The following is a 13912-nucleotide window of genomic DNA, read 5'->3' as shown; positions in this document are numbered from 1 at the left end:
TGTAGGCGTCAATTCAATCCAGCGTACGAGTGCAATCCCGACACGACGTAGTTGATTGCAAACATGTTGAAAAGCATGGTTGCGAGGGCAGCAACATTGATCCATGCCGCACGCATGTTCTTCAACCCTGCGGTAGCGCGCGCATGGAGGTACGCGGCATAGAAAACCCAGGAGATGAACGAGACCGTCTCCTTGGGGTCCCAGCCCCAGAAACGTCCCCACGCGGCTTCCGCCCAGATCGCCCCGCAGATCACCCCGATGCTGAACAATGGGAATCCGACGACCGTTGTTCGGTAGGCCACGCGGTCAAGCAATTCGGATGACGGCAGTCGTGCCGCAATCCAACGCAACGCGCGTTTCTTCGACTGCGGACCCACCTCGGCAATCATGAAAAGTGCGCTGACCGAACTTGCGAACGTAAGGATGCCGGAGGCGGCGACGATGATCGTGACGTGCACGCCGATCCAGTACGAACGAAGAGCGGGTACGAGCGGCGCTGCCTCGGCATACATGCTTGCTGCGGCGACGAACAGAAGCACCACGGTGGGTGACAGAACGAAGATGGTCAACGATCGAATCGGGTACCGCCGCAGAATGACCAGCCAGCATGCCACCAATGCCGCGCTGAGGAAAAGCGCGTACTCGTAGAGGTTTCCGAGAGGCCATCGGTGCGTCGAGATGCCGCGAAGTGCAAGCGCGGTGACGTTGAGGACCAGGGCGACGACGATGAGAGACATGGCAGCGCGACCCGCACGATGGGCGCGGGTTCGATTCGGCGGCAATGCGATCCGGCCGGGCAACGCCGGATTCGATGCACTTCCGGCATGTGCGAGTGCCGGTCGCACTGTGGCAGAGAGGGGTGCGCTGGCGAATTCTACGACGGAAAGAACCAGGGCGAGAACGTAAATCGCGAAAGACGACGCGAAGGCGTAGTCGCTGTACTGCGCGAGAACTGGATCGACCGACATCAGGCTCCTCATAACGACCGGTTGGTTGTCATTTGGAATCTACTACACACGATCGTAGAACTGGCAGGGCCGTCTGTCGGATCAGTGGTCCGGAAAATGATTGGACGAGCTTCGGTTCGGATTGATAGCTTGTGCGAGACCGTGACAACACGCCAGGAGGTGAGACCCATGACCGCTGTAACCATGTGGGTGCTCCCACTCGTGTTCACGGATCGGCGATTGACGTAGGTGTCGCCGGGAGCGCCTCGAGTAGGCAATCCCGAAAGGTAACACCATGCAATCCAATTCTCAGACCATCGAATTCACTTCCGAGACGACGTTGAACGGTGTCGTCGAACGCCATTTCACTCTGGACGACATCACCGGTGTGCTCTGGTCATCCGCGTCCGGATCTGTCGAATCACCCCTTCTGCTGTCCGGGCACTCCGGCGGCATGCACAAGAAGGCACCAGGGCTGGTTGCCAGCGCACTCCACAGTGTGAGCTCCCACGGGTTCACAGTCGCCGCGATCGACGCGCCCGGACACGGCGACCGCCCGCGGAACACACAGGACGAACAGTGGGTCGAGGCGATCCACCAGGCTAGGGCGGCCCACGAGCCGATCGCCCCGATCGTCGTCGAGTACAACCGATCGTTGGCGGAGCGTGCAGTGCCGGAATGGCAGGCGACCATCGACGCTCTGCAAACGCTGCCCGACGTCAACGCCGACGCTCCGATCGGCTTCGGCGGCGTGTCGCTAGGGGTCGTGACCGGGCTCATGTTGGCCCCGGTCGAATCCAGGATCGCTGCCGTGAGCTTCGGGGGAGTTTTTGTGGACAGCTCCCTCCTCGAGGCAGCGCGAAAGCTCACGGTCCCGGTCGAGTACCGGATCCCTTGGGATGACAAGGATTACGACCGCACGTCAGGGATAGCGTTGTTCGATGCCTTCGGCTCGAAGGAGAAGACGCTGCACGCCTACTCGGGCAGGCACTATCCGGTGCCCGACTACGAGCGCGACAGTTCGGCTCGGTTCTTCGCCCGCCACCTCGGCGGGAGCGGTGGCGCTCCTGTGAGCTGACGTGAACACGTATCGGCGTCCGGCCTGCGTCGGACGCCGATGCGATTTCGATCCTTCGCTCGCTAGTAGCCGTCCAGCTAGGCCATTTTTGCTGAGGCGCGCGAGGGTGCGCGCTAGCATGGCCCTCGACCGGGAATGCTTACAGCTCGAGGTGCAGTGCCTGTGGAATAAGAGGCCAGAGTGTTCGATAGCGACGAGTGGTCCTTACGGTCCGCCGGGCGGAACGAACTTGTTCGTGATCCAGTTCGATGCTTCGATCTCGTCGCGGATTGTCCGGAGAACTTCGGTGGCTAATGCTCTTGCTGTGCCGAGTATCCGGTCAATACCGAACACCGAACACCGAACAAGACTGGAAACTCTTCTCGCGTCCGAACTGAGGCGACGACATGTGTTTCAACCGCGCATGTCCAGCCATGCGTAGACTACCCGTCCGATACCTGACCCGGGGGCGGTATTTGAGTGGGCCGATATCGCACGGCGACTGCACCCGACTGGAACTCGTGGCGATCGACGAGCTCGAGCTGGATGCGCTCGCGCAGACCGGCAAACAACGTCGGTCCGTGTCCGGCGAGGACCGGTTGCACAAGGAACTCGTACTCGTCGATCAGTCCCAGGTCTGCCAATGCCAGGGGGAGTGTCACGCCGCCAACCCACAGGCCTTCGCCGGGCTGCTCCTTGAGTCGCTGAACTGCTGGCCCCAAGTCGCCCAGCACCAGGTCGGCATTCCAATCGACCCCGCTCAGCGTGTTCGACACGACGTACTTCTTCGCCCGGTCCATGGCCTCGGCGAACGGGATCTCCCACTCGTCCATCCAGTCAGGCCACGCACCCGTTGCGGGCCGCCGCCACGCCGACTCCATCATCTCGTAGGTCACCCGGCCGAACAGCAAAGCATCGGCGCGTTCCATCTGAGCGGTCCAGTAGCGCATCGACTCCTCGTCGGGTGGGAGCCCCGCCTCGTGATGGCAGCAGCCGTCGAGGGTGACGTTGATCGAGTATCGAAGTGGTCTCATCTCGTTGTTCTCCCCTGATACGCGCAGAGTGACAGCACCGGACCGTACTCAGACTACTGCCGGGCCGTCGGTGTAGATCAGGTTCGGGACCTGGAGTCACGCGGGGGTCGACCGAACAGCAACCAGACGAGCGCACCGAGTACAGGCACCGCGATCACCAGTGCCGACCACCAGAATTTGCCGCCCGAGCGGTCGAAGTCGGTGCGCACGATCGCCACGAGCGCGCTAATCGTGATGAAGATCCAGGCAAGAACGAAGACGGTGAAGGTGATGTCCACCCAAAGCGGAATGGTGGGGTTGTGGATCGATTCGTTCACGCTTACAAATCCCTTTCAACCGCTGTGACTTGATTGGAACAACACGCTCCAGCGCTTGGGCTTAGTGCGAGATCGACCTTCCCTCGGTACCCCGTCGATCACGCGGACGCGAGACGTTCGGAGATCAACGCGTTGAGGGAAACCCCTTCCTCGGCGGCGGCGCGTGCCAGCTTGCGGTGCAAAGTCGGGGTGATCCGGACCTGGAACTTGCCCGAATATCCGCGCTCGCTCAGCGGTTCGGGGATCCGCTCACCTGTCTCTGCCATGTCCGCGAGCGTCTCGGCCACCGCTGTACGGATGCCGTCGAGGGCGGCTGCTTGAGTATCCGCGAGCCACGACAGGCCAGGGAACTCCGTGCAGGTTCCCAGGAACTCTCCGTCGGGTTCGTACCACTCGACTCGGTATGTGTAGTGCTCCACTGCGGGGATCACCGCGATTCTCCTTCCATGCGTTCGATTGCTGCCAGAACTTGCCCTACCTGGTACTGCTTGGCCTTACCGCCCGAACCCTTTTGAATGTTGATGCGTGGTCCCGGCCACGGCGTCTAGAACTTGGCGTGAGACCCGGCGTTCTGCCTGGCCTGACCGAAGACATCGATGCAGAGTGCGAACAGTTCGTCGTAGGTGACGTTCTGCGGCGCGGTCCGCATTTGCGCGAGCAGCTTGTCTCTCTTCCCCATGCAATATTGATACTGCATCTAGTATCACCGTGGGTCAGCGGAGTGCGCAAGGTGTAAGTGCCCACACCGTGCAATTCTCTCTCCCGAGGCGGAGTCGGGAGCTGTTCACGCTTCCAGACCACTTTCGACGACTGTGCCTTGATGAAACAACACGCTCCATCGATTCTCGGTGAACCGCCAGATGGATGATCGCTCGGTAACCCGATGCGCCTGCGCCAGCCGGTACGTCACCAGATACGTGTCAGGCGCGATCCTGCTCAGTGCTGGCCGGTCAACCCTCCACCCGAGTTCGGCGGCGTCGTTCACTTCGCCGCGGAGTCGCCGGCCCGCGACTACCGACTGCGCGTAGTCGCGGGTGTATCGAGCGCCGGAGGCTCCGATCTCCCGGAACTCCGGGTCGACGACCGCATCGAACTCGTCTCGTGACATCGCTACTCGAGTTCGGTGAAACAGAGGTTCGAACTCCATCAACTCGTCGAGGATCGGGCGCAACTCGTGCGGGGTCGTCACGACTGCTCCGAGAACTGCGCCCTCATCTCGATACCTATCTCCGCGTGTCGCAGGAGGAAGGCCTTCTCGTCATACCCCTTGCGCCGCAACCAGAGAGTGACCTCGCTGTTGCATTTGCTTGCATTGCACGAGCGGCACGCCGGTGCGATGTTGTCGAGCGTGTAGCGCCCACCACGGGAGATCGCCAGCACACAGTCACGCTGCGGCGACCCGTCCGGCTCGCCGCAGTACGCGCAGCCACCCCAGGCCGCTTTGAGCGCGGACCACTGCTCGACGGACAGGTCGTGCTCCACCAGATCCATTCGGCGTTTGCGTTTGCGCGCGTATCTGGCTTTCCGGGTCCGGTTGACGGGCATGACGCCATGCTATCGCCGAGTGGTGGTTACTCCGGGTACCGCCGCGGGGTGAACACCTGACGGCCCGAACCGGTTTCGACGACCGTGGTCATCGATGAGCCGACGATCAGCAGAGTCCGCATGTCGATTTCGGAAGGCTCGAGCTCGCCGAGGGTCACGACGCGAACTGATTCCTCGGCTCCGGCAACATCGCGCCCGATGACAACAGGAGTATCGGGGGAGCGGTGTTCGAGTACGAGGTCCTTCATGGCTTGGACCTGCCACGTCCGCGACTTCGACGCCGGGTTGTAGACCGCAAATGCCATATCTGCGGCTGCAACTGCCGAGATACGGCGAGCGACGACATCCCACGGCTTGAGGCGATCGGAGAGGGAGAGCACCGCATAGTCGTGCCCGAGGGGAGCGCCGACGCGACTGGCGACAGCGTTTGCCGCCGTCATACCGGGAAGGATGCGTACCGGCACGCCGCGCCACTGGTCTTCGGCGGCAACTTCGAGAACTGCTGCAGCCATGGCGAATACGCCGGGATCTCCCGACGAGACGACAGCTACACGGGCGCCGTTCTTCGCCAGGTCCAACGCCATCGCTGCGCGTTCGGCTTCGACGCGGTTGTCGCTGGAATGGCGCCGCTGGCCCGGACGCGTCGGCACGCGATCGACGTAAGGGCCGTAGCCGACGAGGTCGGTGGCCAACGAAAGCTCATGCGCCACTTCGGGTGTGGTCCAGGCGGTGTCGCCCGGCCCGAGTCCGACCACGACCACCTCGCCGCGGGATTCGGTTGCAGGTCGAGGGTTGTTCGACGGGCTCGGAACGATGGCGATCGAGAAGTACGGAACTCCGTCCGGGTCGACCTCGGCAGCGGATTCGACGCGTTGACGTGTGGTGCTCGCGCGCTCGACGTAGTGCGCTTCATCCAAGCGGCCGGAATCCTCGAGCGATTGCAGGACCGGGGGGAACGTACGTCCGAGCTTGAGGATGGCTGCGGCGTCGGTTTCCTTGAGTCGCCTGGTCAGCTCGGCCTGCGGCAACGTTCCGGGCAGGATCGTCAGGATCTCTTCACCCTCGACCAGCGGCTTTCCGAGTGCCGCAGATGCCGCGCTGACGGAGGTGACGCCGGGAATCACCTCGGCGTCGAAGCGATCGGCCAGCCTCTTGTGCATGTGCATGTAGGAGCTGTAGAAGAGCGGATCGCCGGCGGCGAGCAACGCGACGGTTCGACCGGCCGCGAGGTGAACTGCCAGCCGTTCGGCAGCCGCTTCGTAGAATTCGTCCATCGCGCCCTGGTATCCGCCGGGATGATCAACGGTCTCGGTGGTCACGGGGTAGACGAGGTGTTCTTCGATCTGTCCTTCGCGCATGTACGGCGCTGCAACTCCGCGGGAGATGCTCTTGCCGTGCCTCGCGGAGTGGAACGCAACCACATCGGCCTCGCCGATGACGCGGGCGGCCTTGACGGTCACCAATTCGGGATCGCCGGGGCCGATACCGACACCCCAGAGCTTGCCTGCACTCATTCGACTTCGCTCGCAATCGCGTTGACGACGGCCGCGGTGATCGCGCTGCCGCCGCGTCGGCCGCGGAGAACGAGATGATCGATCCCGCTGGCGTGTTCGATGAGGGCTTCCTTCGACTCGGCAGCGCCGATGAAGCCGACCGGACCTCCGACGATGGCGGCCGGACGGGGTGCGCCGGCTTCGATGAGGTTCAGGAGATGGAACAGTGCGGTGGGTGCGTTTCCGATCGCGACAACAGCGCCCTCGAGCTTGGCTCCCCACAGTTCGAGAGCAGCCGCCGAACGAGTGTTGTCGATGGTCGACGCCAGCACGGGAACCCGCGGATCGCCGAGGGTGCAGATGACGTCGTTGCCGGCGGGCAGACGCTTGCGCGTGATGCCGGCAGCCACCATCTGGGCGTCGCAGAAGATCGGCGCGCCGTCGCGCAGAGCTGCGCGCGCAGCCGAGACGACACCGGGTGTGAAGGCGACGTCGTCGACGAGATCGACCTGGCCACTTGCATGAATCATGCGCACTACAGCTTGCGAGACATCCGCCGGGAAACGGCACAGGTCGGCTTCGGCCCGAATGGTGGCAAAGGACTGGCGATAGATTTCCGCGCCGTCACGGATGTACTCGATCATGTGCCACACGATAGAGGCATCACCGATCGGCCGGATTCACCCGGTAACCGTCACCCGTCGCAATCACATCCGCTACGTCCCCGCGGGGACGTCCGCAGCTGCGGTCGCACCCGGCCCAGTGCTGGCGCCCGACGACGGGCAGTTCTGCCTGCTCGACGGCGGTGATTGCGTCGGTGCGCACATCGGCGAGCGACTTCTCGCATCCCGGGCTTCCGGTGCAGGCGGTGACGTCGAGCCACGGTGAGTTCTCGTCGAAGATCAACCCCATCGGCGCCAACACCCGGACTACCTGCTCGGCAGCCCATTCGTCGAGGTCGAAGATGTGCACCGATCGCCACGGCGTCACGACAACGGGCTTGTCGACGGCGGCCAGGAACTCGGCCAGCCGAGCGTCCAGCAGCCCGAATCGCAAGCCTCCGCCCAGGGCTACGGTCCCGTCGCGCTGCTCGAGCCAGCCGATGGTGGGCCGTGCATCCGGCGTGAGGTCCGCCGCACCGGTGGACTCGGCGCTCAGACCCAGCTGCTCGAGGGTGCGTTCGATACCGTCCGGAACCTCGGCCAGGCGCCAGTGCTTGTCGCGGACGTCGAGGAATGATCGAGCCGCCTCGAGGAGCAATTCGACGGCGTCGTCCGCCTGGACGAGATGAGTGGTGTGGTGACCGGCGAGCACCAGTGAATGCTCGGTGGCGCTGCGCGCATGGAGTCCGAAATCGCCCCGTAGCCCGGTGATGTCTCCGCGCCCGTCGTCGAGGGTGAACAGGGTTCGCCCTGGCAGATCCGCCAATGCGTGATCCGCTTGGATCGCCGAATCGAGACGGTGGACCAGTTCACGAATGTCGGCGACGCCCCCGATACGGCCGGACAGTGGGGACGCGAGGATGTTGCGCACTCGCTCGTGCGTCGCGGACGGCAGCAGACCGGCCGACGCGATTCGCGCTGCGAAGGCTTCGGGGTCCGAGACCGAGCGCAGTTGGACGTTGCCCCTCGAGGTGAGTTCCATCTGCCCGTTGCCGAGATCGCGCGCTGCGTCGGCGAGCGTCTGCAATTGGACCGGGGTGAGGAGTCCGCCGGGTAGGCGCACGCGTGCCAGTGCGCCGTCGGCGGCGTGGTGAACTTGCAGTGCACCCGGGCACGCGTCTGGCTGTGAACGGTCCGTGGGCATGGCTCCAGGGTACGACCTGTCATGAGTGCCTTCTGCGGACCGGTAGCATCACCACCACCAGTGACGGCAGTTGAGGAAACCGGTGAAAGTCCGGTGCGGTCGCGCCACTGTGAGTGTTGCTCGAGCGGGACGTGTTTCCGCTCGGAAACACGAGTCAGACCCTCAACCGCCGTCGATGACAGATCTGTGCCACGGGGCGCGAAACCCCAGGAAGGCTTCACCCGTGATTCTTCTGCTCTCCACGTCCGATACCGATCTGCTGAGCGCCCGCGCCAGCCAGGAAGCCGGCGACGGCGTCTCCTATCGCTGGGCCAACCCCTCACGCTTGCTGGTCTCGGAGGACTTGCCGCCCTTGCTCGACGGCGTCGACCTCGTGATCGTTCGTATCCTTGGCAGCCGTCGCAGCTGGGAAGACGGCTTGGAGATGGTCCTCGCCTCCGGACTCCCCGTAGTCGTTCTCGGCGGCGAGCACGCGCCGGATGCCGACCTCATGGAGTGCTCGACGGTCTCCGCCGGTGTTGCTGCCGAGGCGCACAACTACCTGGCTGAGGGTGGCACACAGAATCTGGCACAGCTGCACCACTTCCTCTCCGACACCGTCCTGCTCACCGGCCACGGTTTCGAGCCGCCGGCTCACCTGCCTTCCTGGGGCATCGCTGATTTCTCGCCCGATCTCGACTCGGCGAGCGGTCCGGTCATCGCAGTTCTGTACTACCGCGCCCAGCATTTGGCCGGAAACACCCGGTATATCCAGGCGTTGTGCGACGCGGTCGCCGAGGCCGGTGGCACCGCGCTCCCGATCTACTGCGCATCTCTGCGAACCGCAGAAGCCGAACTTCTGAGCACGCTCCGCCGCGCCGACGCCATGGTCGTGACAGTTCTTGCTGCCGGCGGCACCAAGCCCGCCACCGCGTCCGCTGGTGGGGACGACGAAGCCTGGGACGTCGCCGCACTCGCTGCACTCGACGTCCCGATCCTGCAGGGGCTGTGCCTGACCAGTAGCCGCGCCACCTGGGACGAGAACGACGACGGACTGTCGCCTCTCGACGTCGCGACGCAGGTCGCGGTGCCGGAGTTCGACGGTCGCATCATCACCGTCCCTTTCTCCTTCAAGGAAATCGACTCCGACGGGCTGTCCACGTACGTCCCCGATGTCGAGCGCGCTGCCCGTGTCGCCGGTATCGCCGTCCGTCACGGCAAGCTTCGTCACATTCCGACCACCCAGCGTCGCGTTGCTCTGATGCTCTCGGCGTACCCGACCAAGCACGCCCGTATCGGCAACGCCGTCGGCCTCGACACTCCGGCGAGCGCAATCGATCTGCTCACCGAAATGCGTTCTGCCGGTTACGACCTCGGTCCGGTCGACGGTCCTGACGCAGTTCCCGGCCTGGCGGCCAAGGACGGCGATGCGCTGATCCACGCCCTGATTGCGGCCGGCGGACAGGATCCCGACTGGCTTACCGCCGAGCAGCTAGAGGGCAATCCGATCCGCATCTCGGCAGCGAAGTACCGCGACTGGTTCGCCACCCTGCCCGAAGAGTTGCGCAGCGGAGTCGAGGAACACTGGGGCACAGCGCCCGGCGAGCTGTACGTCGATCGCTCGCAGGATCCGGACGGCGAAATCGTCATCGCGGCACTGCGATTCAACAACATCGTCCTCATGGTTCAGCCGCCGCGGGGATTCGGTGAAAAGCCTGTCGCGATCTACCACGACCCGGATCTGCCGCCGAGCCACCACTACCTCGCGGCCTACCGCTGGATCGCTGCCACCCCGGACAACGGCGGATTCGGCGCCGACGCCGTTGTGCACCTCGGCAAGCACGGCAACCTCGAATGGTTGCCGGGCAAGACGCTCGGCATGTCCAGCAACTGCGGCACCGACGCAGCGCTCGGCGACCTGCCGCTGATCTACCCGTTCCTGGTCAACGATCCGGGCGAGGGAACACAGGCCAAGCGTCGTGCTCACGCGACGCTCGTCGATCACCTGATCCCGCCGATGGCCCGTGCCGAAAGCTACGGCGACATCTCCCGCCTCGAGCAACTGCTCGACGAGCACTCCAACATTTCCGCACTCGATCCGTCCAAGCTCCCGGCTATTCGCCAGCAGATCTGGACACTGATGCGTGCCGCCAAGATGGACCACGACCTCGGCCTCGCCGAGCGGCCTGAAGAAGACGTGTTCGACGACATGCTCCTGCACGTCGACGGTTGGCTGTGCGAGATCAAGGACGTCCAGATCCGCGACGGTCTGCACATTCTCGGCCGTGCCCCCCAGGGCGACGCCGAAATCGAACTGGTCCTCGCCATGCTGCGAGCCCGTCAGATGTGGGGCGGCGAACAGAGCGTCCCCGGTTTGCGTGAAGCACTCGGGCTCAGCGAAGACGGCGACGAGTCGCGCAGCCGTGTCGACGACGTCGAGGAAAAGGCGCACGCACTGGTTCGCGGCATGTACGACGCCGATTGGAACCCCGCTGCGGCAGAACAACTCAGCGACGACGAGACCGTCGTGAAGATCCTGCAGTTCGCGGCCACCGAAGTGGTTCCGCGTCTGCGGCAGACCGACAATGAGATCAAGCAGGTCCTGCACGCGCTCGACGGCGGATTCATCGCCGCGGGCCCGAGCGGTTCGCCGCTGCGCGGCCTGATCAACGTTCTTCCCACTGGTCGTAACTTCTACTCCGTCGACCCCAAGGCAGTTCCTTCACGCCTGGCGTGGGAGACCGGTCAGGCGATGGCCGAGTCGCTCGCCGCTCGCTATCTCGCCGATCACGGCGAATACCCGCGCTCGGTGGGTCTGTCGGTGTGGGGAACCGCCGCCATGCGTACCTCCGGCGACGACATCGCCGAAGTGTTCGCGCTCCTCGGTGTTCGCCCCGTCTGGGACGAAGCAAGCCGACGCGTCGTCAACCTCGAAGTGATCGATCTCGAAGAACTCGGCCGCCCGCGCATCGACGTCACCGTCCGCATCTCCGGATTCTTCCGTGATGCGTTCCCACACGTGCTCGCACTGCTCGACGACGCCGTTCAGCTGGTCGCGGCACTGGACGAGACGGACGAGCAGAACTACGTGCGCGCCCACGCACAGGCCGACCTTGCCGAGCACGGCGACGCCAGGCGTGCGACCACCCGTATCTTCGGTTCGAAGCCCGGAACCTACGGCGCCGGACTGCTGCAACTCATCGACTCCAAGACCTGGCGCGGTGACGACGACCTCGCCGAGGTGTACACCAACTGGGGCGGCTTCGCGTACGGCCGTGGGCTCGACGGAATCCCGGCAGCCGACGACATGCGCAGTGCATACCGTCGAATCAACGTGGCAGCCAAGAACACCGACACACGTGAGCACGACATCGCCGATTCGGACGACTACTTCCAGTACCACGGCGGCATGGTTGCCACCGTGCGCGCGCTGACCGGAAAGTCGCCCGAGGCATATATCGGCGACAGCACTAGGCCGGAATCGGTTCGCACACGCACACTTTCGGAAGAGACCGCACGTGTCTTCCGGGCGCGCGTGGTCAATCCCCGCTGGCTCGACGCGATGCGCCGTCATGGGTACAAGGGTGCCTTCGAGATGGCAGCCACGGTCGACTACCTCTTCGGATACGACGCCACCACCAACGTGGTCGCGGACTGGATGTACGAAAAGCTCGCCGAGACCTACGTTCTGGACGAGCAGAACCAGAAGTTCATGACGCAATCCAATCCGTGGGCACTACACGGAATCGCCGAGCGGCTCCTCGAAGCCGCCGAGCGCAACATGTGGGAGCACCCCGAGCAGAAGACACTCGACGGCTTGCGTCAGGTGTACCTCGAAACCGAAGGCGAACTCGAGGGGGAGTAAACCTCGAGAATCATCAGCAGGTCCGGGCGCTGAAGTGTTTCAGCGTCCGGACTTGATGATCTGAGCGATGTTCCGCTCCGCCAGAGCAGTGATGGTCAGTGACGGATTGACGGTGCCGGTGCTGCCCGGAATGGCAGCGCCGTCCATCACGTACAGGCCGTCGTAGCCCTTGACTCGCCCGTAGCCGTCGGTTGCCTTGCCGAGAACCGCACCGCCGAGGGGATGCGCGGTGAACGAGGAATTGACGTCTTTCGCGAACGGCAAGGCGGACGGCAGCGTGGTGCCGGCGAAGGCCATCTTGTTCTGGACGGCGCGCAGGGCCTCGACGGTGGCGTCGTTGCCGTTCTTCGGCCAGTTCAGCACCACCTGATCGTTGCCCCCGTCGTAGGCGAAGTCGGCGCGCTGCGAATCGAGGGTCATACCCAAGGTTCCGAGCATGCCGATGTTGACGGGTAGGCCGGGGACGTACCAGTTTTCCAGGGAGAGGGGCATTCCCGACTCGTCGACGATGCGTGATGCCGACGGTGCGGCTTGCGCAGTGCCGTCACTGAAGCCGAACGAGCGCACCATCCCGGCGTCGCCGTTCGTTCCCCAGCCCTTACCGACGTGTTCGTTGAGGTTCGGCAGCGCGCCCGTCGCCTGGGCGCGTACCAGCAGTTCGGAGGTGCCGATCGAACCGGCGCCGAGGAACAGACGGTCACAGGTAAGAGTCTTCCGGGCCAGAACGCCACCCGTCGGATCCGTCGATTCGACGTCGACGACGTAGCGTCCATCACGTTCGCGACTGATCGCGAGCACCTGATGTCCGTAACAGACGGTGGCTCGTCCGGTGGCTTCGGCGGCGGGAATGTAATTCTGCGTGAGGTCGAACTTCGCGCCGTTGGAGTTACCCATGTTGCTGTCACCGACAGTGGCCGAGGCTCGGGTTCGGCCGTCGAGTTCTGAGCGCACCACGTCCCAGTTCCAGATCCCGTCGATCCGCTGCGGATCGAATCCGGCACGACGAGCGTCCTGATCCCAACGACGCGAGTGGCCGAAATTCGGGGTTTGGTAAATATCTTCGGGCAACGGGCTCAGACGCAGCATCTGGCGCACCTTGGGGTACCAGGTGGACGCCATCTCGTCGTAGTCGAGGGAGTTGCCGAAGACTGCGTCGAAGAATCGGCGCTCCGGCGCGATCATCACGCCGGTGAAGATGATGGAACCACCGCCGACTGCAGCGCCGCGCCAGACCGAGATGTGTTCGTAGTCGGTGGTATCGAGGACGCCGCTGAAGTAGTCGCACACCACCGGGAGTCCGGTGAGGTTGGTGAACGATGTGCGCCGGAAGACTCCGCGGCCGTCGGCCAGCATGTCGGAGGTGTGAATCTCCCGTTGCGGATCGTGCGGCCATCGGAGTCCGCGTTCGAGGATGGTGACCTGGGTGCCGCTCTGCGCCAACCGGAGAGCGGTCGCGCTGGCGCCGAAACCTGACCCGATGACGATGGCTTCGGAATGTTCCGGGGGAGTGGGCGAGGGTACGAACAACTCGGGGACGAGTGCGCGGTAGTGATCGGCACCCATCGGTAGCGCACGCAGAGGCGCGGGGGCGGCGTGGCTGATCGATGTCGACATGAGCGGTGTCGCGGCTGCAACTGCTGCCCCCACTCCGGCCGCTTTGAAAAAGTCACGACGCTGCATGTCACGACGCTGCATGTGTTTGTTCGACTCCCCAGTTCGATGATTTGCCTCAGAATAACTCGAGATGGAGTTTGGGGACGAAACGGCATGTTTAATGCGCACAGAAACCGGATAAAACGTGCATAAGTGGCATGTTTCAGCCGATTGCGGAAGGTCGCCGGATAGTCGCCGAGGCTCATCGGTGTCCAG

General features: G+C 64.0%; 13 protein-coding genes and 1 riboswitch. Of the genes, 2 read left to right on the top strand and 11 right to left on the bottom strand.

The window, feature by feature from the left end:
• Window positions 1–8: 8 nt before the first annotated feature.
• The gene (ccsB, locus tag AC3WQS_RS20835; RefSeq protein WP_492712239.1) at window positions 9–968 is read right to left on the bottom strand and encodes a c-type cytochrome biogenesis protein CcsB; all 960 of its coding nucleotides are present in this window, start codon (window positions 966–968) and stop codon (window positions 9–11) included.
• Between the two features lie 274 nt (window positions 969–1242).
• Here ccsB and AC3WQS_RS20830 point away from each other — a divergent pair, with 274 nt between their 5' ends.
• Window positions 1243–2025, top strand: a complete 783-nt coding sequence (locus AC3WQS_RS20830; RefSeq protein ID WP_492712237.1) for a dienelactone hydrolase family protein — start codon at window positions 1243–1245, stop codon at window positions 2023–2025.
• A gap of 422 nt (window positions 2026–2447) precedes the next feature.
• Here AC3WQS_RS20830 and AC3WQS_RS20825 read toward each other — a convergent pair whose 3' ends face one another.
• From AC3WQS_RS20825 to cobG, 9 genes are all read right to left on the bottom strand, one after another.
• Window positions 2448–3038, bottom strand: a complete 591-nt coding sequence (locus AC3WQS_RS20825; RefSeq protein WP_492712235.1) for a dihydrofolate reductase family protein — start codon at window positions 3036–3038, stop codon at window positions 2448–2450.
• Between the two features lie 77 nt (window positions 3039–3115).
• Window positions 3116–3355 carry a PLDc N-terminal domain-containing protein gene (locus tag AC3WQS_RS20820; RefSeq protein WP_020907792.1) on the bottom strand — a complete coding sequence of 80 codons (240 nt, stop codon included), beginning with the start codon at window positions 3353–3355 and terminating at the stop codon, window positions 3116–3118.
• Window positions 3356–3453: 98 nt separating this feature from the next.
• Window positions 3454–3786 (bottom strand): type II toxin-antitoxin system HicB family antitoxin, encoded by a 333-nt coding sequence (locus AC3WQS_RS20815; RefSeq protein ID WP_223257807.1) that lies wholly within the window; start codon window positions 3784–3786, stop codon window positions 3454–3456.
• 113 nt (window positions 3787–3899) lie between these two features.
• Window positions 3900–4034, bottom strand: a complete 135-nt coding sequence (locus AC3WQS_RS20810; protein ID WP_492712232.1) for a hypothetical protein — start codon at window positions 4032–4034, stop codon at window positions 3900–3902.
• Window positions 4035–4139: 105 nt separating this feature from the next.
• Complete coding sequence (locus AC3WQS_RS20805; protein ID WP_197942240.1) at window positions 4140–4544, bottom strand: nuclear transport factor 2 family protein; 405 nt, start codon at window positions 4542–4544, stop codon at window positions 4140–4142.
• Window positions 4541–4900 (bottom strand): HNH endonuclease, encoded by a 360-nt coding sequence (locus AC3WQS_RS20800; RefSeq protein ID WP_020969652.1) that lies wholly within the window; start codon window positions 4898–4900, stop codon window positions 4541–4543. Before AC3WQS_RS20800 ends, AC3WQS_RS20805 begins: the two co-directional genes overlap by 4 nt.
• A 26-nt stretch (window positions 4901–4926) precedes the next feature.
• Window positions 4927–6414 carry a precorrin-3B C(17)-methyltransferase gene (cobJ, locus tag AC3WQS_RS20795; protein ID WP_047270543.1) on the bottom strand — a complete coding sequence of 496 codons (1488 nt, stop codon included), beginning with the start codon at window positions 6412–6414 and terminating at the stop codon, window positions 4927–4929.
• Window positions 6411–7037 carry a precorrin-8X methylmutase gene (locus AC3WQS_RS20790; RefSeq protein WP_492712230.1) on the bottom strand — a complete coding sequence of 209 codons (627 nt, stop codon included), beginning with the start codon at window positions 7035–7037 and terminating at the stop codon, window positions 6411–6413. Before AC3WQS_RS20790 ends, cobJ begins: the two co-directional genes overlap by 4 nt.
• A 19-nt stretch (window positions 7038–7056) precedes the next feature.
• Window positions 7057–8199, bottom strand: a complete 1143-nt coding sequence (gene cobG / locus AC3WQS_RS20785) for a precorrin-3B synthase (RefSeq protein WP_070797026.1) — start codon at window positions 8197–8199, stop codon at window positions 7057–7059.
• Window positions 8200–8250: 51 nt separating this feature from the next.
• A riboswitch (cobalamin riboswitch) is annotated at window positions 8251–8383 on the top strand.
• Window positions 8384–8422: 39 nt separating this feature from the next.
• Here cobG and cobN point away from each other — a divergent pair.
• Window positions 8423–12043 carry a cobaltochelatase subunit CobN gene (cobN, locus tag AC3WQS_RS20780; RefSeq protein ID WP_492712228.1) on the top strand — a complete coding sequence of 1207 codons (3621 nt, stop codon included), beginning with the start codon at window positions 8423–8425 and terminating at the stop codon, window positions 12041–12043.
• Window positions 12044–12082: 39 nt separating this feature from the next.
• Here the strand turns inward: cobN and AC3WQS_RS20775 are convergent, their stop codons facing one another.
• Window positions 12083–13723: a GMC oxidoreductase gene (locus AC3WQS_RS20775; protein WP_462933132.1), complete on the bottom strand. Its 1641-nt coding sequence runs from the start codon at window positions 13721–13723 to the stop codon at window positions 12083–12085.
• Window positions 13724–13912: the final 189 nt, after the last annotated feature.

It is taken from the genome of Rhodococcus sp. FW305-130 (assembly GCF_058788335.1).
Note: the sequence above shows the minus strand (reverse complement) of the source record. Positions and strands in the feature narration are given on the sequence as shown.